Below are 25,531 nucleotides of genomic sequence, written 5' to 3'. Positions count from 1 at the left end.
CGGTCTCGCGGCGGATGCGCCGCCAGCTTAGCGGCTGCAGATCAGCGTGTCGCGACGGGCGCCGGGCAGGCAAACTTCTTGCGTGCAGCGGACGCCACGCCGCGCATGCGATCGGTCACTGGCGTGGCCGCGCCGAACATGCGCCAGTCGTAGAGCACGCTGAAGGCGAGGATGCGGGCAACGTACTCGCGCGTCTCGCGATAGCTGATCGTCTCGATCCACAGGTCCGGATCCATTTGCGGCCGTTGCGACAGCCAGCGAGAGGTCGGCGTGGGTCCGGCGTTGTAGGCGGCGATTGCGACGTAGGGCTTGCCGTACATCGCCTCCTTCTCGCGCAGGTAGGCGGTGCCGATGGCGATGTTGGTTTCAGGGTCGTACAGGCCTTGTGCACCGTTCCATGGCATGCCCAGCCGGCGCGCGACCGCCGCACCGGTGGACGGCAGCACCTGCATCAGCCCGCGCGCGTCGGCGGGTGAACGCGCGTTCGGGTTGAAGGTGCTCTCGGCGCGGATCTCGGCGGCCACCCAGGCCGGGTCGAGCCCGTTCTTCCGGGCCTCGCGCTGGATGATGTCGGCGTGGTGGATGGGAAAGCGCAGCGTGTACAGCCGCGTCTCGTCCGGCGTCTTGCCCAGGTCGAACACGGCGCGGTCGAACCAGCCGTGCTCCTGCGCGACCTCCACCGCGATGCGCCGCTGCGCATCGTCGAAGCGCGACAGTGCATCCTGCCATTCGCGCGTGGCCCAGCCGCTGCGATCGGCGCGGTACAGCGCCATCGCACGCACGAGCGCGGGATCCGCAGCCACGGCGCTCTTCTCCGCCGCGCTGCGCTCGGGCATCCACGGGCACAACGCGTAGGGCTGGTCGAGGCGATCGGCGGCGAGGAAGCCATGGAAGTCCGGCTGCGTGGCCACCTGCGCAAACAGCGCCTGCGCGCCGCTGCGGTCGCCGGTCAGCTGGCGCATCCGCGCCTCGAACCATTGCCAGCGCGAGTTGCCGCGCTGCGCCGGACCCATCTTCTGCAGTGCCGCCAGCGCCGCCTTCCAGTCCGCGCGCGCCAGCGCTTCGCGGACGCGCCACTCGTGCAGGCGCTCGTCATAGGCCGACTCGGGCACCAGGTTGAGCAGGCGCGCCGAATCGGGCAGGTACGAGGCCACGGTCCACAGCGCGGCCTGATAGAGCACGCGGCCGCGCTCGGTTTCGCCGAACTCCAGTGCCGCGGCGATCGCCGGCAGCCGCGCTTCCGCGCCCAGCGGGTCGTCCTTGGCGAACTTCGCCAGCCCGTGCGAAGCGACCAGGCGGCTGCGCGCGGTCTTCGGCCAGCCTGCGGCGCGTGCGTGCGGCGTCGTCATGAAGGCGGCGTAGTCGCGGGCCAAGGCCAACTGGTCGGCGGGCAGGCCCCGCGCGGCCGAGTGCATCACGCCCGGCTCCCACTCCGCGGCGGCAAGATCGATGCGCTCCCAGCGCAGCGCGTCGCCCAGCCCACCGCTGGCGGCCAGCGCGGCGAACACCGCATCGCATTCATTGGGCAGCGACTTGCCGCTGCTGCGCCACATCGCCTGGGCGTCGCGCGTCCACTGGGCATCCATCGCGCCCGTGCGCTGGCGCGCGTCGAGTTCGGCGCAGCGCAGCGCGCCGCTGCGCACCGACGGCGACCATGCCGCGCGAAAGCCGCTCCAGTCCCGGCGCTTGAGCAGGGCGCGCAGCCAGGACTCGCGGAACACTTCCGCCACCGCTTCGCCCTGGTAACGCGACAGGAAGTCCTGCGCCTGCGCGTTGGGCAGGGTGTCGATATTCCGCCGCAGCGTGGCCATCTCGACCCAGCGCCGCGCCGGGTGCGTGGGCGCCAGCGCCGGCGCGGCCAGGCCGCCTTCGGCGGCTTCGAGGGCAGCACGCAGGGGCGCGGGATCGTCCTGCGCCTGCGCGGCCGGCAGGGCCAGCAGCGCGAGCGTGGCGAGTAGGATGGGCAGCCGTTTCGACATCCGCCGACTATAGCCAGATGCGCATGAACATCCTTTCAGAGCCCGCGCCGCGCGCCGGGGGCGCCGCATGATCGAAGGCTGGTGGGTGTTTCCGCTGCTGGGCGTGGCCGCGGGCGTGCTGGCCGGGCTGCTGGGCATCGGCGGCGGGCTGGTGCTGATCGGCGCGCTTGTGTGGCTGCTGCCGGCCTACGGCATTCCGCAGGAAGCGGCGATGCACACCGCCCTGGCCAGCTCGCTGGCGAGCATCGTGCTCACCGCGTCCTCGTCGGCGCGCGCGCACCATCGCCGCGGCAGCGTGCTGTGGCCGACGGTGTGGTGGATGGTACCGGGCCTGCTGCTCGGCGGCTGGCTGGGCAGCTTCGTGGCGGTCGGGCTGCAGGGCGAGGTGCTGCGCTGGTGCGTGGCGCTGTACTGCTTTCTGATGGCGGCGCAGATGGCCTTCGGCGGCCGCCGTGGCGGCACGTCGGATGCGGACGTGGTGCCGACCGGCCTGCCGATGGCCGCGGCCGGCGGCGGCATCGGCGCGGTTTCGGCGGTCGTCGGCATCGGCGGCGGCAGCATGACCGTGCCCCTGCTGGTCTGGCGTGGCGTGGTGCCGGTGCGCGCGGTGGGCACGTCCTCGGCCTGCGGCATCTTCATCGGCCTGGCCAGCGCCACGGGCTACGCGCTGCACGCGCCGGCCGGGGTACTGCCGGCGCACGCGCTGGGCTATGTCTACCTGCCGGCCGCGATCGGCATTGCGCTGGCGTCGGTGCTGGCCGCGCCGCTGGGCACGCGCCTGGCGCACGCGATCAGCGGCGCCGCGCTCAAGCGGGTATTCGCGGTGTTCATGGTGCTGGTGGGGATCAGCGTGCTGCTGTGATCGGGCGCGTCAGTCGGCGCTGGCCACCGCATCCTCGGCGTGGCGCAGGAAATCGCTCACGTACCAGACGCCATCGCGGCGCTCGAGGTTGACGATCGTGTCGATAGGCGTGCCTGCGAGCGCGTACTGCATGCGCACGCGGGCCACGTCGCCGGTCTGCGACTGCAGCTGCACGTCCATCGCGGCGAGATCGGCGTCGAGGTCGAAGCCGTAGGAGGCGAGCACCCGCTTGCCGGTGGCGAGCACCTGCGACATGCGTCGCAGCGACCCGGTCATCCCGGCCTGCGCGAAGGCCTCATCGCTGTCGAGCCCGGCCTCGCGCGCGGCCGCGGTCATGGCCGCGATCGCGGCGCGGGCGCGGTCGCGGTCGCCGATGGGCGCGCCGCCGACCCAGGCACCGAAGGCCTGCACCAGCTGCGGGTAGTGCTCGCGCTCGGACACGCTGAACTCGCCCTGCTGCAGGATGTACTGCACGGTGAACAGGGTCAGGAATTCGGCTGCCGCCTGCAGGCTGGCGCCGGCCAGCTGGCGCTCGAATCCGCGCTGCAGGGTCTGCGGCGCTTCAGGCGCCGACAGCGCGGCCATGCCGCGCGGGATGTGCTGCGCGAACGGCAGCTGGTCGAGCGGCCAGCGGGTGCGGCCTTCGCTCCATGCTGTCTGCAGGCGTGCGTGCACCGCGGGCGTGACCGCATCGCGCGCGAACGCCTCGAGGTCGCCGGCCTGCAGGTGGGTGGTGAGGCGACGCACCGCTTCGCCGGGCGTTGCCGCTTCGGCAGGCGTGGCCTCGGCGGGCGGCTCGCGCCGACAGCCGGCCAGCACGGCCAGCGCCATGGCCAGCAGCACAAGCAGCGCTGTGATCGTGCGGTTCCCCATCGCAGACCTTTCCCCTGGGTGCGCCGCATCTTGGCGGCTGCGGGGGGTGGGGGCAACAACGCTGGTGCGGGAATGGGGTGGCGTAGGCGGTTTCGGACCTGGCATTCCAATGACAGGCTCCGTCGTGGGATGGCCCCTCGTACTACAGGTCGCGCACCACCCAGCCGGCCGGCATGTCGACATGGCCGGCGTCGATCGCCGCCTGCGCGACCGCGTCAGGCGGCAGCCCGGACTGCCAGGCGCGGGCGATGGCGGCCAGCCGGTCGCGGGTGGCGCGGGTGTAGGCGCCCTCCAGTTCGTTCTGCGCGTCGGCGGCCAGCTTCTGCGGATACAGCGTCGCGGCCTCGCCGCTGTGGTTGAGCAGGTCGACCAGCAGCGCAAGGTGGCGACGGAAGGTGTCGGCGCCCAAGGAGGTGCGCTGGGTGCGCTGCAGGTGCCAGACCACCAGGTATTCGACCGGCCCCAGCATCCGCCGCGGCGAGCTGCCGAAGAATCCGCCCGACAGAGCGCCGGCGCTCATCCCGGTCACGTTGTCCGGCAGCCGCGTCGCGCCCCAGGAACTGAGCGCGCCGCCGGGCAGGTCCGAGCGTCGAAGGGCGGTGGCGACAGTGTCGGCGAGCAGGCGCTTGGCCTCGACATCGTCGCTCTCGGCGACCACGGCGAGCAGGCGCAGGAACATCGGATAGTGGTCCTCGCCCAGGCGCCGCGACAGGCGCTTGAGCACCGCCAGCCGATATTCGGCGTCATCGTGCGCGGCCAGCGCCGAGACCAGGCGCGCGGCGGCCGCGCGCAGTTGCGCAGGAGAGGGGGTGTCGAGGTTCACCGCGCCATTATCGGCCAGCGCGAACAGCTGGGGAGGCGGTCAGAGCGCGGACAGGATGTCGTCCACGCCGGCATTGGCCGCTTCGGCCCGGTCCATTGTCCCCAGTCGCGCTGAAAACGCAGCGTCGCGCGGCAGGGTATGCGGCGCGTCGGCGCCGTCCCAGGCCGAGAGCTGCAGCACCGACTCGCCCGGGTCCAGCAGCGCAGTCGGCGTGGCCTCGGCGACCGCCAGCTCCGCATCGGCACGCAGCAGGCCCTGCTGGCGGGCCTCGTCGAGCGAGACCTGCCCGGCCGAACCGAAGCCGGTCGGGCCGAAGCCGGGAGGCGTGGAGCCGATGCTGCTCATGGTGGTCTGGGGGCGATCCGCAGGGGCCGCAGTGGCGGCGACAGGCACACTGTAGCGAAGCTGTCATCTGCGAACACCCTCGGGCCGACCCTAGGAACGCTCGCGGGGCTGCGGCCCGTTCACCTGCGACGGCGGCGACCTCGACGGGCCGGGATCCGTCCCATGCTAGCCTCGGGCCGCGTCTACGACAGCCACGGGACCATCGCATGGCCGAGCAGGACCAGGGCGCCGACAAGACCGAAAAGCCGACCCCGAAAAAGATCCGCGACGCGCGCAAGGAAGGCAATGTCGCGCGCAGCAAGGAGCTGACCGGCACGGTGCTGCTGCTGGGCTGGATTGCGCTGGGCGGCATGCTGGCCTCGCACATCTATGGCCGCATTGCCGGGCTGTTCAACCAGAGCCTGCAGGCGGTGAGCGAGCCGTTCCACGATGTACTGCCGCAGCTGGGCCAGCTCGCGGTCGAGACCCTGCTGTGGATCTGCCTGCCGCTGATGGGGATGGCGCTGGCGCTGGGAGTGGTGATCGAGTTCCTGCAGGTTGGGCCGGTGATCTCGATCAAGAAGATCACCCCGAACATGGACAAGATGAATCCGGTTGAGGGCATCAAGCGGATGTTCTCGATGGACAACTTGGTCGAGCTGGTGAAGTCGGTGCTCAAGTGCGTGGCGCTGATCGGCATCGGCTACATCGTGCTGCGCGGGATGATGGAGTGGCTGCTCAAGCTGCCCTACGCGCCGCCTTCGGCGATGGCCGCGGCGTTCTGGCACGGCGTGAAGTGGATCGCGGTGTGGACGATCGCGGTGTTCTTCTTCGTCTCCGCGCTGGACGTGTGGTACCAGAAGTTCTCGTATACCAAGAAGCTGCGCATGAGCCGGCGCGACATCCGCCAGGAGCTCAAGGAAAACGAGGGCGACCCCTACGTCAAGCAGCGCCGCCGGCAGTTGCACCAGGAGTGGTCGCAGCAGAACATGCTGACCTCGGTGCGCAAGTCCAACGTCGTCGTGACCAATCCCACCCACATCGCCATCGCCCTGCAGTACGAGCCCGGCGAGACCGAGCTGCCGGTGGTCGTGGCCAAGGGCGAGGGGGCGTTCGCCGAGCTGATCAAGAAGACCGCGGAAGAGGAAGGCATTCCGATCCTGCAGAACGTGCCGCTGGCGCGCGGCCTCAACGAGCAGGTCGCGCTGGACGACTACATCTCCGGCGAGTTCTTCGATGCCGTGGCCGAGGTGCTGCACTGGGCCGAGAACATGCGCCGCCAGCGCGGCGACGACATCGAGACGGTGTACCGGGAGCCGGACGCGGAATGAGCCCGGGGTTGTTGGGAAGGCCGGCCAGCTGAAGCTGCCTGCTGGGAGAGGCGGCGGCCGTCAACAACAAAACCTGTCATTTCGACCGAAGGGAGAAATCTGCTACCCGACGCCGGAAGCAGATTTCTCCCTCCGGTCGAAATGACAAGAACCTGCCGTCGAAATGACAAGAACATGCGGTCGAAATGACAAGAACATGCGGTCGATGACATGGCGGAGTTGCCTTTACTCCTCCGCTGATGCAGCCACACCGTCAACCGCGGGCTACTTCACCCGCCGCTTCTCCAGCTTCCGCGCCAGCGTGCGCCGGTGCATGCCGAGCTGGCGGGCGGCTTCGGAGATGTTGAAGTCGGCCGCGGCCAGCGCCTCGTGGATGTGCTCCCACTCCAAGGTCTTGATCGAGGTCTGGCGGCGGGTCAGTTCGACCTCGGCATCGCCGCCCTCGCGGTTGAACGCGGCCTCGATGTCGTCGGTGTTGGACGGCTTGGCCAGGTAGTGGTGCGCGCCCAGTTTGATCGCCTCCACCGCGGTGGCGATGCTGGCGTAACCGGTCAGCACCACGATCAGCATGTCCGGATCGTGTGCGTGCAGCGCCTTGACGCAGGTCAGCCCCGAACTGCCGCCGGCAAGCTTGAGATCGACCACGGCATGGGTGGGCGCAAAGCCCTCCAGCACCGCGGGCAGGCCGTCGACGCTGGTCGCACCGCGCACCTCGTAGCCGCGGCGCTCGAACGAGCGCATCAGCGTACGCGCGAACGCGGCATCGTCCTCGACGATCAGCAGGCGGCGGGTTTCATTGTTCATCGTCTTCCTGTTCCAGCGACAGTGCGGCCAGCGGCAGGGTGATCGTCACCGTGGCACCGCCGGCCGGCCAGTTGCGTGCGTCAATGGTACCGCCCAGGGTGCGTGCCACGTTCAATGCAAGAAACAGGCCCAGGCCGCGGCCGGGCGCGTCCTTGCTCGAGTTGTAGGGTTTGCCGAGGCGCTCGAGGATGTCCGGCGCGAAGCCCGGGCCGTCATCGTCGACCCGCAGCACCAGCATTCCCGCGTCGACATTGGCCTCCATCGCCACGCGCGAGTGCGAGGCCTCGAGCGCATTGTCGAGCACGTTCCACAGCATCTGCTGCAGCCCGGTATCGGAGACGATGGCGTACTCGCCCTCCACCTCGTCGCGATAATCGAAGCCGCGCACGCTGCGGCTGCGCTCCCACTCCTCCACCAGGCCGTCGAGGAAGGCGCGCAGTGTGGTACCGCGCGGCGCCTCGGCGCGGGTCTCGCCAGCCGTGGCGAGGATGCCCGAGACGATGGACTTGCAGCGAAGCACCTGCGCCTGCATTTCGGCCACGTCCTCCAGCAGCTCCGGGTCGGACCGGAACTGCGGCAGGTGCCGCCAGTCGCCCAGGATCACGGCCATCGTGGCCAGCGGCGTGCCCAGCTCATGCGCCGCGCCCGACGCCAGCAGGCCCATGCGCACGATGTGTTCCTCCTCGACCGCGCGCTGGCGCAGCGCCGCGACCCGCGCATCGCGCGCCCGCACGATGCGCTCGATGCGAATCACGAACGCCACCAGCAGGGTCGCGATCAGCGCGAAGCACAGCAGCAGGCCCTGCACGTAATGATCGGACAGTCCGCCGCCCGGGTTCGCCGGCAGGTGCACGGGCCCGGGAAACAGCGCCAGGCCGACAATGCACAGGCTGGCCAGGGCCGCCACCACCCAGCTTGACCACGCCCTGAGCAACACAGCGGCCACGCCCACCTGCAGCAGGTAGAGGAAGGCGAAGGGGTTGGTGATGCCGCCGCTGAGGTACAGCTGCACGGTCAACGCGGCGACATCGACCAGCAGCCCGAGCAACAGCGCGGCATTGGTCACGCGCTCGCGGCCGCGCCAGCGCAGCATCGCGGCCAGGTTGAACGCCGCCAGCGCGGCCAGCACCGCGAACATCGGCAGCAGCGGCAGTTCGATGCGCAGGCCCGCGTGCACCAGCGAGATGGTCAGCAGTTGCCCGGCCACCGCGATCCAGCGCAGCTGCACCAGCTGGCGCATGCTGTTGACGCCGGCGCTGTCGGGACCGTCCTGCGCATGACGGGCGGCGGCGATGGAAGACAGGGGCTGCGGCATGGCGGCAAACCCTAGCACGGTGCCGGGATGGTCACCGGGCGTATCCTTCGGCCAGCCCGCTTCCGCTGCGACCATCAAGAAAAGTTCTTCTCCCATTCGAGGGGAAGCCGCATGCAACAGGGAAGAAGCCTTACGTCCGGGCTTCGGACCGACGCCACGCCCTGTCGGCCGGGGATCGCTTTCCGCTCGGTCAGGGCCGCTGCGCGGTCCGGCCCGGCACAGGGTGCCGGGCGCTCGCGTGGATGGCGCGGCATGCCGCGCAAGCCATCCACGCTCTCCCTGCCCTGACTCGCGCGCAAAACATCCATGTTTTGCTTTTCGCGATCCCCGACCGCCAGGACGCGGCTCTCCGCTGCTCTTCCTGAGATGTCTCGATCGCCAGCGGTTCCGAAGCCACGACAGCGACGGGCGATGGTCGTTCCGGGCCGGGGGTTGCGAAGAGCAGCGCATGGATGCGCTGCGGCGGCGAGTCAGCCATGGATGGCTGACCGAGCCGAAGAGCAACCCCCGGGCCGGGACGACTCCCGGCCGCAGGCTTGATCCCGCCCACCCGGCCGACTCCCATGGAACAAGAGAAGAGCCAAAAAAAACGCCGGCCCTGGGGCCGGCGGCGTGTCTCGCATCGTGCAGCGATGCTACTTGCTGATGTCGACGTCCTTGGTTTCCTTCAGGAAGAAGGTGCCGATGATGAAGGTCATCACCGCGATCACGATCGGATACCACAGGCCGGCGTAGATGTTGCCGGTCAGCAGCACCAGGGCGAAGGCCGTGGTGGGCAGGAAGCCGCCGAACCAGCCGTTGCCGATGTGGTAGGGCAAGGACATCGAGGTGTAGCGGATGCGCGTCGGGAACAGTTCGACCAGCCACGCCGCGATCGGCCCGTACACCATGGTCACGTACAGCACCAGGATGGTCAGGATCAACAGCATCATCGGCTTGTTCATCTGGCTGTTGTCGGCAGCCATCGGATAACCGGCGGCATCGATCGCCGCGGTCAGGTCGGCCTGCAGCTTGGCCTGGGCGGCCGCGGCCTCGTCACCGCTGAGCGCGCGCAGGTTGACGCTCTCGATCACCGTGTCGCCGATGCGCACGGTCGCGAGGCTGCCGGCCGGTGCCCTTTCGTTGGTGTAGGTCACGCTGCGCGAGTTGAGCAGGTTCTTTACGATGTCGCAGGAGCTGCTGAACTTGACGTGGCTCTTCAGCTCACCGGGGACGAACTGGAACGAGCAGTCCCTGGGATCGGCGATCACGACCGCCGGACTCTCCTGCGCAGCGGCGTACAGCGCCGGGTTGCCGAAGTACATCAGGCCCTTGAACAGCGGGAAGTAGGTCAGCGCGGCCAGCAGGCAGCCGGCCATGATGATCGGCTTGCGGCCGATCTTGTCCGACAGCCAGCCGAAGAACACGAAGCCGCCGGTGGCGATCGCCAGCGCCGCCGCGATGAACAGGTTGGCGGTGATCGGATCGACCTTCAGCGTCTGGGTCATGAAGAACAGCGCGTAGAACTGGCCTGCGTACCACACCACAGCCTGGCCGGCGGTCGCGCCGAACAGGGCCAGCAGCACGATCTTGCCGTTGCTCCAGGTGCCGAAGCTCTCGGTCAGTGGCGCCTTGGAGCGCGTGCCCTCTTCCTTCATCTTCTGGAACATCGGCGACTCGTTGAGCTGCATGCGGATCCAGATCGAGATGATCAGCAGCACGAACGAAATCAGGAACGGAATGCGCCAGCCCCACTCGGCGAAGGCTTCGTTGCCCAGCGCGAGGCGGCAGCCCAGGATCACCAGCAGCGACAGGAACAGCCCGACGGTGGCGGTGGTCTGGATGAAGCTGGTGTACAGGCCACGCTTGCCCATCGGCGCGTGCTCGGCGACGTAGGTCGCCGCGCCACCGTACTCGCCACCCAGCGCCAGGCCCTGCAGGCATCGCAGGATCACCAGCAGGATCGGGGCCGCGATGCCGATCGTGTTGTAGGTGGGCAACACGCCGACCAGGAAGGTCGACACGCCCATGATCACGATCGTGATGAGGAAGGTGTACTTGCGTCCGATCAGGTCGCCCAGCCGGCCGAACACGATCGCGCCGAAGGGCCGCACCGCGAAGCCCGCGGCGAAGGTGAGCAGCGCCATGATGAATGCCGGCCCCGGTGCCAGGGACGAGAAGAAGTGCACCGCGATGACCGCCGCAAGTGAGCCGTACAGGTAGAAGTCGTACCACTCGAACACGGTGCCCAGGCTCGAGGCGATGATGACCTTGCGGTGTTCCTTGCTCATGCGGCCGGTCTGGACCGCTGGAGTGGTTGCTGCAGTTGACATCGGTGCTTTCCCTTGGAAGCTGTACTTGACGGTCGTATGGATGCGCCTGGGATCGCCCTCGCGGTCGTCCTCAAGCGCGCGTTCGCAACAGCTGAGCTCCGCCCCGATATCGAGCTTCGGGAGCGGTGAATAGATCAAGTTGGCGTGGAAAGACCGGACGCGTTCGACGGCCGCGTAGCTAGCCCGGCCCCAGCCTGCAAGGCTCTTGACTTGGGCTGGCGCAGCAGGCCGGCGAGGCTGGGATCTCGACTTCCTTCGCCGTCTGACCAAGCGCCACCCCGGGCGCCAGCGGCTGCAGTGTCCTGTGTCTTGTCATCTGTACTCCCCCCAAAGGAACACGTGTGCACACCGGCCCGGCGAGGCTGCGCGTCTCTGCCGGCGCTGCATATTCGTCTTTGGTAGGGGCGGCCACTCGTGGTGCCCCGGGCTGCTAACATCGATCGCCTGCGGGGATGCAGGGGAGTTCGTCCATGAATCCGGCAACGATCGAAATCGTCGCCTCCGTACTGTTCGCCCTCGCGATCGTGCACACCTTCAGCACCAAGTACTTCCTGCGCCTGGCGAACCGGCAACCGGCGCACGCCGGTAGCTGGCACCTGCTGGGCGAAGTGGAAGTGGTGTTCGGCTTCTGGGCGATGCTGCTGGTGATGGCAATCGCACTCGTCGACGGCGTGGGCGATGCCACCGCCTACGTGGACTCGCGCAACTACACCGAGCCCATGTTCGTGTTCGCGATCATGGTGATCGCCGGTACCCGGCCCATCCTGTGGGCGGCGACGCATCTCGTGGACGGGCTCGCCAGGCTCCTGCCCTGGCGCAATGGCCTGGAATTCTGCTTCAGCGTGCTGGCACTGGTGCCGCTGCTGGGCTCGTTCATCACCGAGCCCGCCGCGATGACGCTGGCGGCGATGATGCTGGCCCGCCGCGTCTATGCGGTGAACGTGTCCAACAAGGTCAAGTACGCGCTGCTCGGCACCTTGTTCGTCAATGTCTCGATCGGTGGCGTGCTGACGCCGTTTGCGGCGCCGCCGGTGTTGATGGTCGCGGCCAAGTGGAACTGGGACTTCGTCTTCATGATGTCGAACTTCGGCTGGAAGGCGATGATCGCGGTAGTGGTCAATGCTGCCCTGGTGGTGTTCGTGTTCCGCAAGGAGCTCGGAAAACTGCCCTCGTCGGAGCAGGGCACCACGGCGCCGATGTCGATCCCGCTGGTGATCGTGCACCTGCTGTTCCTGCTCGGGCTGGTGGTGTTCGCGCACCATCCGGCGGTGTTCATGGGCATCTTCCTGCTGTTCCTCGGCGTCGCCACCGCCTACCGCCAGTACCAGGACCGCCTGATCCTGCGCGAGGGCCTGCTGGTCGCCTTCTTCCTCGCCGGCCTGGTGGTGCTGGGCGGCAAGCAGCAGTGGTGGCTGGAGCCGCTGCTGATGAGCATGAGCAGCGATGCGGTGTTCTTCGGCGCAGCCGCGCTGACCGCAATTACCGACAACGCTGCGCTGACCTATCTCGGATCGCTGGTCGAGGGCCTGAGCGACGAGTTCAAGTACATGCTGGTGGCCGGTGCGGTGGCCGGCGGTGGCCTGACGGTGATCGCCAACGCGCCCAACCCCGCCGGCATGTCCATCGTGCGGCGCCACTTCAACGACGAGTCGGTGCATCCGCTGGGCCTGCTGCTCGCGGCCCTGCCCCCCACCCTGGTGGCGATCGTGGCGCTGCGCTGGCTGTAGCGGCTGTTGCCAGCGGTCAGCGTTGGCAGGCCGTGCGCAGCACCGCATCGTCCGGGGACAGCTGCACCCAGTTCGCGTTCTTCAGTTGCCCGCTGTCCTGCAGCTCGACCTGGTCTAGCAGGTCGGCGCGGCGGTGCGCATTGCAGTCGTAGACCACGCCGAACTGCCGCGTGGGCTCCCAGCGGCCGGCGAGGATGACCCGCGTCAGCACCTGGCCCGGAATGTCGGAATGGCGCCGGTCGAAGCGGCGGTCGACGGCGATCAGGCGGTTGGTCAGCGGCACCACGTAGGTCCAGGGTCGGTACCAGGAGCGCACCTGGTTGGTGGAGGCGATTTCCACGCCGTCCGGGAAGGTCCCGGCGGTGCGCTCGAACCACGAGTACTCCAGCCAGATCGCCATCAGCAGCATCCCGGCGCCAGCCGCGGCCGGCACGACCCATTGCGGAAGGCGCCTGCGCAGCGCGATGTTGACCGAGAGCGCGATGCCGGCCAGGCCGAAACCGGCGGCGATGATGGCGATGAACTCCAGCAGCATGGATGCTCCCGATGCGGTGGTGACAGGTGGAAGCGGATTGTAGTCGGACCCCGGAACGCCCGGTTTCGTGGCCCGGAAAGCAGTGCGGCCCGCCCCCGTCGCCGGGAGCGGGCCGCCGTGTCACGACAGCAGGTGGATCAGTGGTGCGCGGTGGCCGCGCCCGCGCCGCGCGGGACGCGGATGTCCTCGACCAGGTGCTGGATGTGCTCCGGCACCGGCTTGGTCATCTTCATCGTGATGTAGGCGGCGATGAAGTTGAGCAGCGCGCCGATCGCGCCGAAGCCGAGCGGCGAGATGCCGAACAGCCAGTTCTCCGGAGTATCGGCCAGCATGTTCGTGCCCGGGATGAAGAACCAGCCCTTGTACGTGAACAGGTACACGCTGGTGGAGATCAGGCCCACCAGCATGCCCACCACCGCGCCGGCCGAGTTCATCTTCGTGGAGAAGATGCCCATCATGATCGCCGGGAACAGCGAGCTTGCCGCCAGCCCGAAGGCGAAGGCCACGGTCTGGGCCGCGAATCCTGGTGGATTCATGCCCAGCCATGTGGCCACCACGATTGCCGCCGCCATCGACACGCGTGCTGCCAGCAGTTCCCCCTTTTCGCTGATGTCGGGCTTGAACGTGCGCTTGATCAGGTCATGGCTCACCGCCGAGGAGATCGCCAGCAGCAGGCCCGCCGCCGTCGACAACGCCGCCGCCAGGCCACCGGCCGCGATCAGGGCGATCACCCAGCCGGGCAGGCCCGCGATTTCCGGGTTCGCCAGCACCAGGATGTCCTGGTTGAAGGTGACCATCTCGTTGCCCTGCCAGCCGCGCTCGGCCGCGACCGCGGCGAACTCGGTGCTGGCCTCGTTGTAGGACTGGATCATGCCGTCGCCGTTCTTGTCCTCGAACGCCAGCAGGCCGGTCTGCTCCCAGTTGTGCATCCAGTCCGGGCGCGCCTCATAGGTGAGCGACGGGGCCTGGGTGCCCTGGGGGTAGATCGTGGTCAGGATGTTCAGGCGTGCCATTGCGCCCACCGCCGGGGCCACGGTGTAGAGCAGGGCGATGAACACCAGTGCCCAGCCCGCCGACTTGCGGGCGTCGGACACCTTGGGCACGGTGAAGAAGCGGACGATCACGTGTGGCAGGCCCGCGGTGCCGACCATCAGCGACAGCGTGAACAGCGTCATGTTGAGCGTGGAATCATGCAGGCCGGTGTAGTCGTTGAAGCCCAGGTCCACGAGGATCTGGTCAAGCCTGGCCAGCAGCGGCATGCCACTGTCGACATGGGTGGAGAACAGGCCCAGCTGCGGGATCGGGTTGTCGGTCAGCTGCAGCGAGATGAACACCGCCGGGATGGTGTAGGCGATGATGAGCACGATGTACTGCGCCACCTGGGTGTAGGTGATGCCCTTCATGCCGCCCAGCACCGCATACACGAACACCACCGCCGAGGCGATCAGCAGGCCGGTGTTGGTGTCGACCTCCAGGAAGCGCGAGAACGCCACGCCGGCGCCGGTCATCTGCCCGATCACGTAGGTGATCGAGATCATCAGCAGCGCCGCCACCGCCACCAGGCGCGCGGTCCGGCTGTAGTACCGGTCGCCGATGAATTCGGGCACGGTGAAGCGGCCGAACTTGCGCAGGTAGGGCGCCAGCAGCATCGCCAGCAGCACGTAGCCGCCGGTCCAGCCCATCAGGTAGGCGGAGTTGCCGTAACCGACGAAGGCGATCAGGCCTGCCATCGAAATGAACGAGGCTGCCGACATCCAGTCCGCGGCGATCGCCATGCCGTTCATCACCGGATGGACACTGCGGCCCGCGGCGTAGAACTCGGAGGTGGAAGCGGCACGCGCCCAGATCGCGATCGCGATGTAGAGCAGGAACGAGCCGCCGACGAAGATGAGGTTGAGAGTGAATTGATCCATGGTCGGCCCCTTATTGCTCGTCCACGTCGTACTCGCGATCGAGCCGGTTCATGTACCAGGTGTAGAAAACGATGAGCGCGATGAAGGTCAGGATCGAACCCTGCTGCGCGAACCAGAAGCCCAGGTCGGTGCCGCCGACGCGGATGCCCGCGAGCAGCGGGCGCAGGATGATGCCGAACCCGTACGACACCAGCGCCCAGATCCCCATGCAGATGAAGATGATCCGGAGATTGGCCTTCCAGTAGTTTTGTGGTGATTTCTCGGACATGGCTGTCTTTGCTCCTCAGGCAGGTCGATCAGAAGGTGTACTTGACGGTGGTCTGGACGCGCGAGAGGTCGCCCTTGCGGTCGTCCTCGAGCTCACGCTGGCCCCAGCCGATCTCCGCGCCGATGTCGAGCTTGGGGAACGGTGAATAGATCAGGTTGGCGTGGAAGGACTGGGCGCGCTCGGTGGCGGCGAAGCTGGCCGGCCCCCAGCCCACCAGGCTGCGATCGTTGTCGAACTCGGCCACTGAATACATCAGGTTGCTGCGCAGCTTGCCGTTGAAGGCATGGCGCCATGCAACGAAGCCGCCGGCACCATCCTGCGCGTGCAGGTTGCCGTTGGCGTCGACCACCGAGTCGGCCCCCAGGCCGAAGCCAAGGTAGCGCCCGATGCCGCTGCCGTAGTTGGCCATCCAGCGGATGTCGTCGCTGGCGCCGATGTTGAAGCGGCCCGACAGGCTGACCGCCGCGCCGGTGTCGCTCTCGTCCCCTGACTTGAGCTGGCGCAGCAGGCCGGCGGCGCTGAAGTGGCCCCAGTCGCCTTTCATCACGTAACGCGCGGTCACGTCGGGCAGGCTGTCGCTGCCACCGGCGTTGTTGCGCGCGGCATTGGTGATGCTGCTGACCGTGGTGTGCGGGTTCTCCAGTGCCACCGAGAACGGGCCACTGGTGTAGCGGACCTGCGCCTGGCGCACGAAGGTGGTGCCTTCGGTGACGCCGACGAAGTCCACGGCCTCGGGCAGCGCCGCCACGTCCTGGAAGTTGGACCAGGTCTGGCCGGCCAGCCAGCTGTTCCAGGTCACGAAGGCCTGGCGCAGGGTAACGCCGTGGGTGTTGGTGTTCACCTCGTTGCCGAGGTTGGCGCTGCCGCCGCCGTACATGTCGGCCTCGATGTAGCCACGGAACTTGTCGCCGCCTTCGGTGGTGTGGTCGGCCGCGAACCAGAACCGCGAGAACGCGGCGTGCATGTCGGTGTAGGGATCGGTTTCGGGCTCGGCGCCGTTGGCGGTCACCGGGATCGTGCTGGGCACGTAGAACATGCGTCCCGCGGAGCCCTCGGCGATCGCGCCGTCGCTGGTGTCGGTGACCATGGCGTCGAACTTGATGAAGCCGCCGTAGGTGAACACCGCATCCGGGTTGGCCAGGATCGGTTTGGACTGGACCGGCTTGACCGCCGGCTGCGCGACCTGGACCTGGTCGAGCTGTGCCTGGGTCCGGGTGATGCTGTCCTGCTGCTGTTGCTGGCCCTGCAGCAGGGTCTGGATCTGTGCCTCGAGCTGGGCCACGCGGGCCTCGAGCTCCACTTCCTTCGCGCTCTGGGCGAAGGCCATGCCGGGGGCTGCAAGCGCCACCAGGACCGCGGTTGCCAGCAACCGCCGTGAATAGCGTCGTTTCGTCATCATCGCTCCCTCCCACAGGACGTCCGCGCAGCGCGCGGTGTCCCGGAGCCTGACCGCGGGGGGCGCGCCCGCCTATTCGCCTTTGGTCGAATAGGCCGGCAACCGGCACGCGCCGTGCTAGCGATCGCGCTCGCCCGAGGCGGGGCTGCGCGCGGCCTGCAATGCCAGCCAGCACAGGCCGACGGTGGCCGCGTCGCCGAGTGCGCTGTGACGGCCGAGCACCGGCACCCCGAGGCTGTCGGCGATGTGCTGGAAGTCGAGGTTGGGCGGCGCGTTGGGCTGGGCGCGGCGGGCGCGCGCGGCGAAGGCATCGGCCAGGTCCACGCGCGGATTGGGCAGCGCGAAGCCGGTGAGCGCGCGCACGTGCGGCGACAGCATCGCCAGGTCGAAGCCGAGGTGATAGCCGAGCAGGGTGCGCCCCTCCAGCCAGTGCAGGAAATCGCGCACCGCGCCGGTGACCGCGACGCCTTCGGCCGCTTCGTCGGGGGTGATGCGGTGATGGCGGATCGACTCGATGCCGAAGGCGCGGTCGGCGCGGATCCGGCGCTCGAAGCGCTGGGAGGTGAGCACCCGCCCGTCGCGTACGGGGACCGCGGCAAGGCTGAGGATGTGGTCCTGCTTCGGGTCCAGGCCCGTGGTTTCCATGTCCAGGCTGACCCATTCGCCGGGCGGCGCGGGCCGCAGCAGGCCTGCCCATTCGCCGCCACCGGCCGTTCGCCGCAGCCACCAGCGCCGGAACATGGGCCTTCAGTCCCGCAGGTGGAAGCTTTGGCGGACGCGGGCGCGGAAATCCTTGACCACGTGCAGCGCGTCGCGCATCAGTTCGCGATCGAGCCGGCGCAGGCGCGCGGGATCGATGTGGTTGCCGGGTTCGCGGCCGTCGGCCAGTGCGGCGAACTGTGCGTCCAGGCGCATGTGCTGGAACACGTTGAGCGCCTGCGGCAGGTCGCGGCCCAGCGCGGGCGACAGTTCGCCGCATTCGACCAGCGCGGCGCAACGCTCGCGGCTGGCGGTGGCGGCGATGCCATGGCGCAGCGCGAGGCAGCGCAGGCCGTGCACCACCGGGAAGATGCCGCCCTTCTTGATGTCGGTGCCGCTGCCGCCGCTCCTGACCCGGCCGAAGAAGGTCAGCGGCGTATCGAACTCGAGCGTGGCCGCGGCCAGGTGATGGAGCAGGATGTCGTCCCCGCCCAGCGCCATCAGCGCATCCTTGACCGGCCCGAACAGCGCCGCGTTGCCGGCGATGGGGCGCGCATCGAGCGCGATCGACAGGTCCAGCGCGCCATGGCCGCCATGCACGTGCTTCCACTGCCCGATGCGCTGGCGCCACTCGGCCGCGCGCATGCGCCAGTGCGGATTGTCGACCATCACCCGGCCGGGGCAGGGCGGATAGCCGACCTTCGCCAGCGCTGCGCTGAAACGGTCCATCGCCTCCGCAAGCCCCGGCCAGTCCAGGTCGTCGGCCAGCACCAGCGCATTGTCCTGGTCGGTCTTGAGCAGCTGCTCGCGGCGCCCTTCGCTGCCCATGACCAGCAGGCAGATGCGGTCGCGCAGCTCGACCGGGATCACCAGCTCGAAGATGCGGCCCATGATGCGGCTGTTGAGCGCGCTCACCAGCTCCATCATGTAGGGGATGCGGGTGCCGTTGACGTTCAGGCTGCGCACGAGGTGCGTCATGCCGGAGGCAGCCCTGGCGATGGCGTCGATATCGCGGGCGCGGGCCAGGCCCAGGCTGATCAGGTGCGAGTGGCTGGCGAAGTGCGCCAGCACTTCGGCCATGCCGAGCGTGCCGGCGATCCGGCTGCCTTCGGTGACCACCACGCGCTCGATCTGGCGCTCGGTCATGTCGATCAGCGCCTGGAACAGCACTTCGCCGGTGCCGATCGTGGCCAGCGGGCGGCTGGCCAGCGGACCGATCGGCGTGTCCAGCGGCAGGCGCAGCTGCGTCAGCGCTTCCAGCAGGTCGGTGCGGGTGACGATGCCGGGGGTGTCGTGCGCACGGTCGTAGACCAGCAGGCAGTCGACGCGCCGCTCGCGCAGGCGCGCGCTGGCCTCGGCGATGGTGGTCGTCGCGTCGACGCGCTCCGGGGGAGCGAGGTCGGCTTCCCCGACCCGGATCACCATCAGTTCGGCGGCTTCGCGTCGTTCACTGCCGTTGGAGAGCCGGCCCTTGGTGGCCAGTCCCTCGTTGAAATACGCCGCGACGCCCGGGTTGTCGGCCAGCAGCTGGCGGAAGGTGTCGGCCGGGACCAGATGGCTGAGGCAGTCGCCTTCGCTGCGGTAGCTCAGGCGCGCGCGTCCGGCCATGACCGCCCATGCGCCGATGACGTCGCCCGGCCCGTAGTCGGCGAAGCGCTCCTCGCGGCCGCGGTCGTCCACCTGGAAGGCGTGGACCAGGCCCTTGAGGATGATGAAGACGTGGGCCGAGGGTTTGCCCGCCTCGATCAGGGTGGTGCCGCCGGGGTGGAAACCGATGTCGACGCTGGCCTCCAGGCGCCGGCGACTCGCGTCATCGAGCAGGTCGAAGGGCGGCAGGCTCAGGTCCAGGCCGGGAACGGGGTCCATGGCGCATTGTGCGTCGCCCGCGCCGGGCGCGGAATAGACGAAGGTCTAAAACGCGTCGCGCTGCAATGCGGCAAACTGCAGCGGCCACGTTCCAGAGGATGATCCGCCATGTCCGATATCTATCCCGTTCCCGAGGCCTTCGCCGCACAGGCCAACGTCAAGCCGGCCGACTACGAGCGCGACTACGCCGAGTCCATCCGCGATCCGGATGCGTTCTGGGGCCGCATCGCGCAGCGCCTGGAGTGGATGACGCCGCCCACCCGCATCCGCGACGTCAGCTTCGACCGCAAGGATTTCCGGATCCAATGGTTCGCCGACGGCGAGCTCAACGTCAGCGTCAACTGTCTCGACCGCCACCTTGCCGCCCGCGGCGACAAGACCGCGCTCATCTTCGAACCCGACAGCCCCGACGGCGAGGCACTGCGCGTCAGCTACCGCGACCTGCATGCCCGCGTCTGCCGGCTGGCCAACGCGCTGCGCAGCCTCGGCATCGGCAAGGGCGACCGCGTCACCATCTACCTGCCGATGATCGTCGAGGCCGCGGTGGCGATGCTGGCCTGCGCCCGCATCGGCGCGGTGCACAACGTGGTGTTCGGCGGCTTCTCCGCCAATTCCATCGCCGACCGCGTCGGCGACTGCAAGGCCAAGCTGATCATCACCGCCGACGAAGGCCTGCGCGGCACCAAGAAGGTGCCGCTGAAGGCCAACGTCGACGCCGCGCTCAAGCTGCCCGGCACCACCACCGTCGAAACCGTGCTGGTGGTGCGCCACACCGGCGGCGCGGTCGACATGCAGATGCCGCGCGACCGCTGGTACGACGCCGTGGTCGACAGCCAGCCCGACACCTGCGAGCCCGAGCGCATGAACGCGGAAGACCCGCTGTTCATCCTCTACACCTCCGGTTCCACCGGCAAGCCCAAGGGCGTGCTGCACACCACCGGCGGCTACCTGCTGTTCGCATCCTTCACCCACGAATGCGTGTTCGACCTCAAGGACGACGACGTCTACTGGTGCACCGCCGACGTCGGCTGGGTCACCGGCCACAGCTACATCGTCTACGGCCCGCTGGCCAACGGCGCCACCTCGCTGATTTTCGAGGGCGTGCCGAGCTATCCGGACGCCTCGCGCTTCTGGCAGGTGGTGGACAAGCACCAGGTCACCATCTTCTACACCGCGCCCACCGCGATCCGCGCACTGATGCGCGAGGGCGACGAGCCGGTGAAGCGCACCTCGCGCAAGTCGCTGCGCCTGCTCGGCAGCGTCGGCGAGCCGATCAACCCCGAAGCCTGGCGCTGGTACCACGACGTGGTCGGCGACGGCCGCTGCCCGATCGTCGACACCTGGTGGCAGACCGAGAACGGCGGCATCCTGATCTCGCCGCTGCCCGGCGCCTGGCCGACCAAGCCGGGCTCGGCCACGCGGCCGTTCTATGGCGTGCAGCCCGCGATCGTGGACCCGGCCGGCAACTTCCTCGAGGGTGAGGCCGAGGGCAACCTGGTCATCCTCGACGCCTGGCCGGGCATGATGCGCACCGTCTACGGTGACCATGAGCGCTTCTTCGACACCTATTTCGCCGCGTACCCGGGCACCTACTTCACCGGCGACGGCTGCCGCCGCGACGCCGACGGCTACTACTGGATCACCGGCCGCGTCGACGACGTGATCAACGTCAGCGGCCACCGCATCGGTACCGCCGAAGTCGAGAGCGCGTTGGTGCTGCACCCGAAGGTCGCCGAGGCCGCGGTCGTGGGTTTCCCGCACGACATCAAGGGCCAGGGCATCTACGCCTACGTGACCCTGGTGGCGGGCGAGGTCGAAAGCGACGAGTTGCTCAAGGAACTGGTCGCGCACGTGCGCAAGGAGATCGGACCGATCGCCTCGCCTGACTTCCTGCAGTGGGCGCCGGCGCTGCCGAAGACGCGCTCGGGCAAGATCATGCGCCGCATCCTGCGCAAGATCGCCGAGAACGCGCCGGACCAGCTGGGCGACACCAGCACGCTGGCCGATCCGTCGGTGGTCGATTCGCTGGTGAAGAACCGCCACGGCGCCTGACCCGTTGCCCGTGGCTGCATCTGTCGTATCCGCGCCGGTGCTTCGCCGGCGCCGTGATCTGTCCTGCAGGAGGCGGGGCTTCGCCGCATGACCACGATCCTTGTCGCCGACGACCATCCGCTGTTCCGCGAAGCGCTGCGTGGCGTGGTGGGCCGCAGCATTCCCGACGTCGATCTGCATGAGGCCGAGAATGCCCAGGGGCTGTACGCCATGGCCGACGCCCATCCCGACGCCGACCTGCTCCTGCTCGACCTCAACATGCCCGGCGCGCAGGGCTTCAGCGCGCTGGTGCACCTGCGCGGCCTGCACCCGCAGCTGCCGGTGGTGATGGTGTCGGCGCGCGAGGAGCCGGCGGTGATCCGTCGCGCGCTCGACCACGGCGCGATGGGCTTCATCCCCAAGTCGTCCAACGCCGAGGCGCTGGGCGCGGCGCTGCGGCAGGTGCTGGACGGCGATCGCTGGGTCCCCGAGATCGCCGGCTCGGCGCCTGAAACGGCGCCGGACGAACGCGATGTCGCCGCACGCATCCGCGAGCTCACGCCGCAGCAGTTCCGCGTACTGCAGATGCTCGGCTCGGGCAGGCTCAACAAGCAGATCGGCTACGAGCTGGGCGTATCGGAGGCCACGATCAAGGCGCACATGAGCGCGATCCTGCGCAAGCTGGGTGCGTCCAACCGGACCCAGGCGGTGCTGATGGCGGGACGGCTTTCGGTCGATCCCGAGCCGCTGGTGCCGCTGGACGACGAGGGCGAGTAAGCCGGACGCGGCTGGGGATTCATCGAGCGGCCTTGTCCCATGTAGGAGCGGCTTCAGCCGCGATTCCGGTCAGGCCTGCGAGGAATCGGATGGATCAATCGCGGCTGAAGCCGCTCCTACAGCGGGCCGGAATCCGCGTGCGTCTCAACGCGGCGCATGGCGGTCAGGAAAGCACGCAGCGAGGCCGGCTTCACCGGCTTGGTCAGCACCCGGTAGCCGCGCAGGCGCGCGGCCTGCTTGAGCGCATCGCTGCCGTCGGCGGTGAGCAGCGCGCCGGGGATCTGGCGGCCGGCGGTCACGCGCAATGCGTCCAGCGTGTCCAGTCCGTCGAGCCGGTCGTGCAGGTGGTAGTCCACCAGCAGCACGTCCGGCGGTGACTGCACGACCTTCTCAAGCGCCTCGTCGACGGTGGTCGCCAGCACGGTGGCGACCTGCCAGCGCGAGAGCAGCGCCTCCATGCCGGCCAGGATGTCGCGGTCGTTGTCCACGCACAGCACGCTCAGCCCGTCCAGGGACTGGCCGATCTCGACGCGGGCCGCGCCGATGGGACGCTCCGCCAGCGCCGCGCCGCGCGGCACCACGATCGAGAACATGCTGCCGCGCCCGACCACCGAGCGCGCGTCCAGCGCGTGCCCGAGCAGGCGCGAAATGCGCTGGCAGATCGACAGGCCCAGGCCCAGGCCGCGCCCGTCCCAGTCGAACGGCTGCTCGTAGCGGTGGAACTCGTCGTAGATCTGGCGCATGTGGTGCTCGGGAATGCCGGGACCCGAATCCCAGATCTGCAGCGCGACCTGGTCGCCACGCGGGCGCACCGCCAGCACCACCCGGCCGCGCGGGGTGTAGCGCAGCGCATTGGCGATGAAGTTCTGCAGCACCCGGCGCAGCAGCCTGCGGTCGCTGCGCACCGACTGCAGCGGCGCATGCACGCGCATGCTGATCGAGCGCGCCGCCGCCATCGGCGCGTACTGGGCGGCCAGCTCGCGCAGCAGCGCGCCTGCGTCGAAATCGACGATCTCGGGCTTGAGCTTGCCGGCGTCCAGGCGCGAGACGTCGAGCAGGCCGTCGAGCAGGTCTTCGGCCGCCCGCAGCGCGGTATCCACGCGCTCGGCCAGGTGCGCCTGCTCCTGTGGCCGCGTGCTCTCGCGCAGCGCCGAGGTGAACAGGCGCGCGGCATTGAGTGGCTGCAGCACGTCGTGGCTGACTGCGGTGAGGAAGCGCGAACGCGATTCCTGTGCGATCTCCGCTTCGCGGGTGCGTTCGGCCACGCGCTGCTCGAGGTGCTCGTTGATCTCGCGCAGCTCGCGCTCCACGCGCTTGTAGTCGGTGACGTCGCTGTAGCTGGTGGCATAGCCGCCGCCGGGCAACGGCTGACCGCGCAGCTCCAGCACCTGGCCGCTGCCGCGCACGCGCTCGCTCACGTGCGCCGAGCCGGCGCGCATGTAGCCGATGCGCTTGTCCACCTCGGCCTCGATCTCGGGCGGGCCGAGCGCGCCGAGTTCGCCGCGCTCGGCGTTGTAGCGGATCAGGTCGGCGACCGGGCGGCCGATGTAGAGCATGCCGTCGGGATAGCCGAACAGCTGCTGGTAGCGGCGGTTCCAGGCCACCAGGCACATGTTGCTGTCGACCACGCTCACGCCCTGGTCGATGTTTTCCAGGGTGTTGGACAGGATCTCCCGGTTGAAGCGCAGCTCCTGCCCGGCTTCGTCGAGCACGGCCACGACCTCGCCGACCTCCATGCCCGAGCCCTTGAGCACGCTGGTCACCACCAGCCGCGCCGAGGCCGCGCCCACGGCCGCCGCCAGCAGGCGTTCGGTGAACTGCACCCAGTTGCGGTCGGCGCGTGACTGCGGCTGCAGTTCCTGCGCCAGTTCGTGCGCGTGCTGCTCGAACGCGCGCTGCGCGGTGCGCTCGCCGACGATGCGGCTGGCCAGCACCAGCAGGTCGCCGAGGGTGACGTTGCCCTTCCATTCGCCGCCCGACAGCGCACTGCGTTCGGCATAGGGGTCGAGGAAGGGCGCGGCGCGCAGGCGCTCGTCGAGGTTGGGGCGCCAGCGCGCCGACACCAGCAGCAGCGCGCCGATGTTGCACAGCAACGACCAGAAGGTGCCGTGGGTCAGCGGGTCCCAGCCCCACAGCCCGAACAGCTGGCGCGGCCGCAGCCAGTGGATGCCGAACGGCCCGTCGCGCACCCAGGTCGGATCGAACCAGCCGGCATCGGTGAGCGTCGGCAGCAGCAGCGTGTACAGCCACACCGCGAATCCGAGCAGCAGCCCGACCTCGGCGCCGCGGCGGCTGGCGCCGTGCCAGTACAGCCCACCGATCAATGCCGGCGCGAACTGGGCAACCGCGGCGAAGGACATCAGCCCGAACGAGGCCAGCGACGCGTCGCTGCCGCTCGCCCGGTAGTAGCCCCATGCCATGCCGGCGATGCAGATGATGGCGATGCGGCGGATCCACAGCACGGTCGCGGCGACGTCGCCGCCGTGGCGTTCGGCCCAGCCGCGGCGCAGCAGCAGCGGCATCACCAGGTCGTTGCTGACCATGGTCGCCAGCGCCACGCTGGCCACGATCACCATGCCGGTGGCGGCCGAGAAGCCGCCCACGTAAGCCAGCAGCGCCAGCGTGTCGCGCTTTTCCGCCAGTGGCAGGGCGAGCACGAAGCTGTCCGGTGCGACGTCGCCGGCGTTGCCGAACAGCACCATGCCGGCGCTGGCGATCGGCACCACCATCAGCGTGACGATCACTAGGTAGGCGCCGAACATCCAGCGCGCGAGACGGATGTCGGCCACGTTGCCACATTCGACGATGGCCACGTGGAACTGCCGCGGCAGGCAGAAGATCGCGGCAAACGCGAGCAGGCTTTGCGCGGCGAAGCCGACCGGCGGGGCCACGTCGATCAGGGCGCGGGTGGCGGCCACGTAGTTGATGTCGCGCGCGCCCAGCCAGTTGGTCGCGAAGAGGCCGACCGCGACCAGCGCCACCAGCTTGACCAGCGATTCGAGCGCGACCGCGAGCATCATGCCCGGCCGGTGTTCGGTGGCATCGACCTGGCGGGTGCCGAACAGGATCGCGAACAGCGCCATCAGCGCCGCCACGTACAGCCCAGGGTCGCCCAGCGCCGGGCCGTTGGGGTCCTGTCCGGCCAGCACGACGACGCTGATCGCCACCGCCTTGTACTGCAGTGCCAGGTAGGGCACCGCGGCGATCAGCGCGATGGTCGCCACCAGCGCGGCCAGCGGCTGCGAGCGGCCGAAGCGCGAGGCGATGAAGTCGGCGATCGAGACCGTGTTCTGGCTCTGTGCCACCTTGGCCATGCGCTCGAGGATGCGCCAGCCGAACAGCAGCAGCAGCAGCGGGCCCAGGTAGATCGGCACGTAGCCGATGCCCGAGCGCACCGCGGTGCCGACCGCGCCGTAGAAGGTCCAGGACGAGCAGTACACCGCCAGCGCCAGGCTGTAGACCAGCGGGCGCAGCCAGGGGCGCTGCGGATACAGCGGATAGCGGTCACCGATCCACGCCACCGCGAACAGCAGTGCCGCGTAGCCGACCGATACCAGCAGCAGAACCCAGCCTGGCAGCATCCACCCTCCCCCGATTGATGCGCGCGGGGAGTGTAGCGCGGGCTGGTTGGGGCACCGCTCCCGCTCCCTTCCCCGCCTGCGGGGGAGGGTTGGGGTGGGGGAGCCCGGAGCACGT

19 protein-coding genes are annotated in these 25,531 nt (G+C 69.0%); 5 read left to right on the top strand and 14 right to left on the bottom strand.

Annotation, left to right across the window (positions count from 1 at the left end):
* Window positions 1–41: 41 nt before the first annotated feature.
* Complete coding sequence (locus ACW5DW_RS11370; RefSeq protein WP_457018975.1) at window positions 42–1,979, bottom strand: transglycosylase SLT domain-containing protein; 1,938 nt, start codon at window positions 1,977–1,979, stop codon at window positions 42–44.
* Between the two features lie 67 nt (window positions 1,980–2,046).
* Between ACW5DW_RS11370 and ACW5DW_RS11365 the strand changes: the two genes are divergently transcribed.
* Window positions 2,047–2,841, top strand: a complete 795-nt coding sequence (locus tag ACW5DW_RS11365) for a sulfite exporter TauE/SafE family protein (RefSeq protein ID WP_457018974.1) — start codon at window positions 2,047–2,049, stop codon at window positions 2,839–2,841.
* A 9-nt stretch (window positions 2,842–2,850) separates the two neighbouring features.
* On the opposite strand, the gene ACW5DW_RS11360 is transcribed toward ACW5DW_RS11365, so the two are convergent.
* The 3 genes from ACW5DW_RS11360 to ACW5DW_RS11350 form a co-directional block, all read right to left on the bottom strand.
* Window positions 2,851–3,714, bottom strand: coding sequence for a hypothetical protein (locus tag ACW5DW_RS11360; RefSeq protein ID WP_457018973.1), 864 nt, complete (start codon window positions 3,712–3,714; stop codon window positions 2,851–2,853).
* A gap of 142 nt (window positions 3,715–3,856) precedes the next feature.
* Window positions 3,857–4,537 carry a hypothetical protein gene (locus ACW5DW_RS11355; protein ID WP_457018972.1) on the bottom strand — a complete coding sequence of 227 codons (681 nt, stop codon included), beginning with the start codon at window positions 4,535–4,537 and terminating at the stop codon, window positions 3,857–3,859.
* A 39-nt stretch (window positions 4,538–4,576) separates the two neighbouring features.
* Window positions 4,577–4,882, bottom strand: coding sequence for a hypothetical protein (locus ACW5DW_RS11350; RefSeq protein ID WP_457018971.1), 306 nt, complete (start codon window positions 4,880–4,882; stop codon window positions 4,577–4,579).
* 206 nt (window positions 4,883–5,088) lie between these two features.
* On the opposite strand from ACW5DW_RS11350, the gene sctU reads away from it, so the two are divergent.
* The gene (gene sctU / locus ACW5DW_RS11345; protein WP_457018970.1) at window positions 5,089–6,192 is read left to right on the top strand and encodes a type III secretion system export apparatus subunit SctU; all 1,104 of its coding nucleotides are present in this window, start codon (window positions 5,089–5,091) and stop codon (window positions 6,190–6,192) included.
* Between the two features lie 264 nt (window positions 6,193–6,456).
* On the opposite strand, the gene ACW5DW_RS11340 is transcribed toward sctU, so the two are convergent.
* The 3 genes from ACW5DW_RS11340 to ACW5DW_RS11330 form a co-directional block, all read right to left on the bottom strand.
* Complete coding sequence (locus ACW5DW_RS11340) at window positions 6,457–6,996, bottom strand: response regulator transcription factor (RefSeq protein ID WP_457018968.1); 540 nt, start codon at window positions 6,994–6,996, stop codon at window positions 6,457–6,459.
* A complete protein-coding gene (locus tag ACW5DW_RS11335; protein WP_457018966.1) occupies window positions 6,986–8,311 on the bottom strand; it encodes an ATP-binding protein in 1,326 nt (441 codons plus the stop codon). Before ACW5DW_RS11335 ends, ACW5DW_RS11340 begins: the two co-directional genes overlap by 11 nt.
* Window positions 8,312–8,946: 635 nt before the next feature.
* Entirely contained in the window at window positions 8,947–10,623 is a 1,677-nt protein-coding gene (locus tag ACW5DW_RS11330) for an MFS transporter (RefSeq protein WP_457018965.1), read from the bottom strand.
* Between the two features lie 470 nt (window positions 10,624–11,093).
* On the opposite strand from ACW5DW_RS11330, the gene ACW5DW_RS11325 reads away from it, so the two are divergent.
* Complete coding sequence (locus ACW5DW_RS11325; RefSeq protein ID WP_457018964.1) at window positions 11,094–12,350, top strand: putative Na+/H+ antiporter; 1,257 nt, start codon at window positions 11,094–11,096, stop codon at window positions 12,348–12,350.
* A 16-nt stretch (window positions 12,351–12,366) separates the two neighbouring features.
* Here the strand turns inward: ACW5DW_RS11325 and ACW5DW_RS11320 are convergent, their stop codons facing one another.
* The 6 genes from ACW5DW_RS11320 to ACW5DW_RS11295 form a co-directional block, all read right to left on the bottom strand.
* The gene (locus tag ACW5DW_RS11320) at window positions 12,367–12,885 is read right to left on the bottom strand and encodes a hypothetical protein (RefSeq protein WP_457018963.1); all 519 of its coding nucleotides are present in this window, start codon (window positions 12,883–12,885) and stop codon (window positions 12,367–12,369) included.
* Between the two features lie 137 nt (window positions 12,886–13,022).
* Window positions 13,023–14,798, bottom strand: a complete 1,776-nt coding sequence (locus ACW5DW_RS11315) for a sodium:solute symporter family protein (RefSeq protein WP_457018962.1) — start codon at window positions 14,796–14,798, stop codon at window positions 13,023–13,025.
* A gap of 10 nt (window positions 14,799–14,808) precedes the next feature.
* Entirely contained in the window at window positions 14,809–15,066 is a 258-nt protein-coding gene (locus ACW5DW_RS11310; RefSeq protein ID WP_457018961.1) for a DUF4212 domain-containing protein, read from the bottom strand.
* A gap of 28 nt (window positions 15,067–15,094) precedes the next feature.
* On the bottom strand, window positions 15,095–16,462 hold the full coding sequence (locus ACW5DW_RS11305; RefSeq protein ID WP_457018960.1) for a DcaP family trimeric outer membrane transporter: 1,368 nt from the start codon (window positions 16,460–16,462) through the stop codon (window positions 15,095–15,097).
* A gap of 117 nt (window positions 16,463–16,579) precedes the next feature.
* Complete coding sequence (locus tag ACW5DW_RS11300; protein ID WP_457018959.1) at window positions 16,580–17,203, bottom strand: exonuclease domain-containing protein; 624 nt, start codon at window positions 17,201–17,203, stop codon at window positions 16,580–16,582.
* A 6-nt stretch (window positions 17,204–17,209) separates the two neighbouring features.
* Entirely contained in the window at window positions 17,210–19,027 is a 1,818-nt protein-coding gene (locus tag ACW5DW_RS11295; RefSeq protein WP_457018958.1) for a putative nucleotidyltransferase substrate binding domain-containing protein, read from the bottom strand.
* A 108-nt stretch (window positions 19,028–19,135) separates the two neighbouring features.
* Between ACW5DW_RS11295 and acs the strand changes: the two genes are divergently transcribed.
* Both acs and ACW5DW_RS11285 read left to right on the top strand, forming a co-directional pair.
* Complete coding sequence (gene acs, locus ACW5DW_RS11290; RefSeq protein WP_457018957.1) at window positions 19,136–21,079, top strand: acetate--CoA ligase; 1,944 nt, start codon at window positions 19,136–19,138, stop codon at window positions 21,077–21,079.
* A gap of 87 nt (window positions 21,080–21,166) precedes the next feature.
* Window positions 21,167–21,835: a response regulator gene (locus tag ACW5DW_RS11285; protein ID WP_457018956.1), complete on the top strand. Its 669-nt coding sequence runs from the start codon at window positions 21,167–21,169 to the stop codon at window positions 21,833–21,835.
* 116 nt (window positions 21,836–21,951) lie between these two features.
* Here the strand turns inward: ACW5DW_RS11285 and ACW5DW_RS11280 are convergent, their stop codons facing one another.
* Window positions 21,952–25,416, bottom strand: a complete 3,465-nt coding sequence (locus ACW5DW_RS11280; RefSeq protein WP_457018955.1) for a PAS-domain containing protein — start codon at window positions 25,414–25,416, stop codon at window positions 21,952–21,954.
* Window positions 25,417–25,531 lie beyond the last annotated feature (115 nt).

It is taken from the genome of Luteimonas sp. A482, assembly GCF_054072655.1.
The sequence above is the reverse complement of the archived record's forward strand: the minus strand, read 5'-3'. Positions and strand labels throughout refer to the sequence as shown.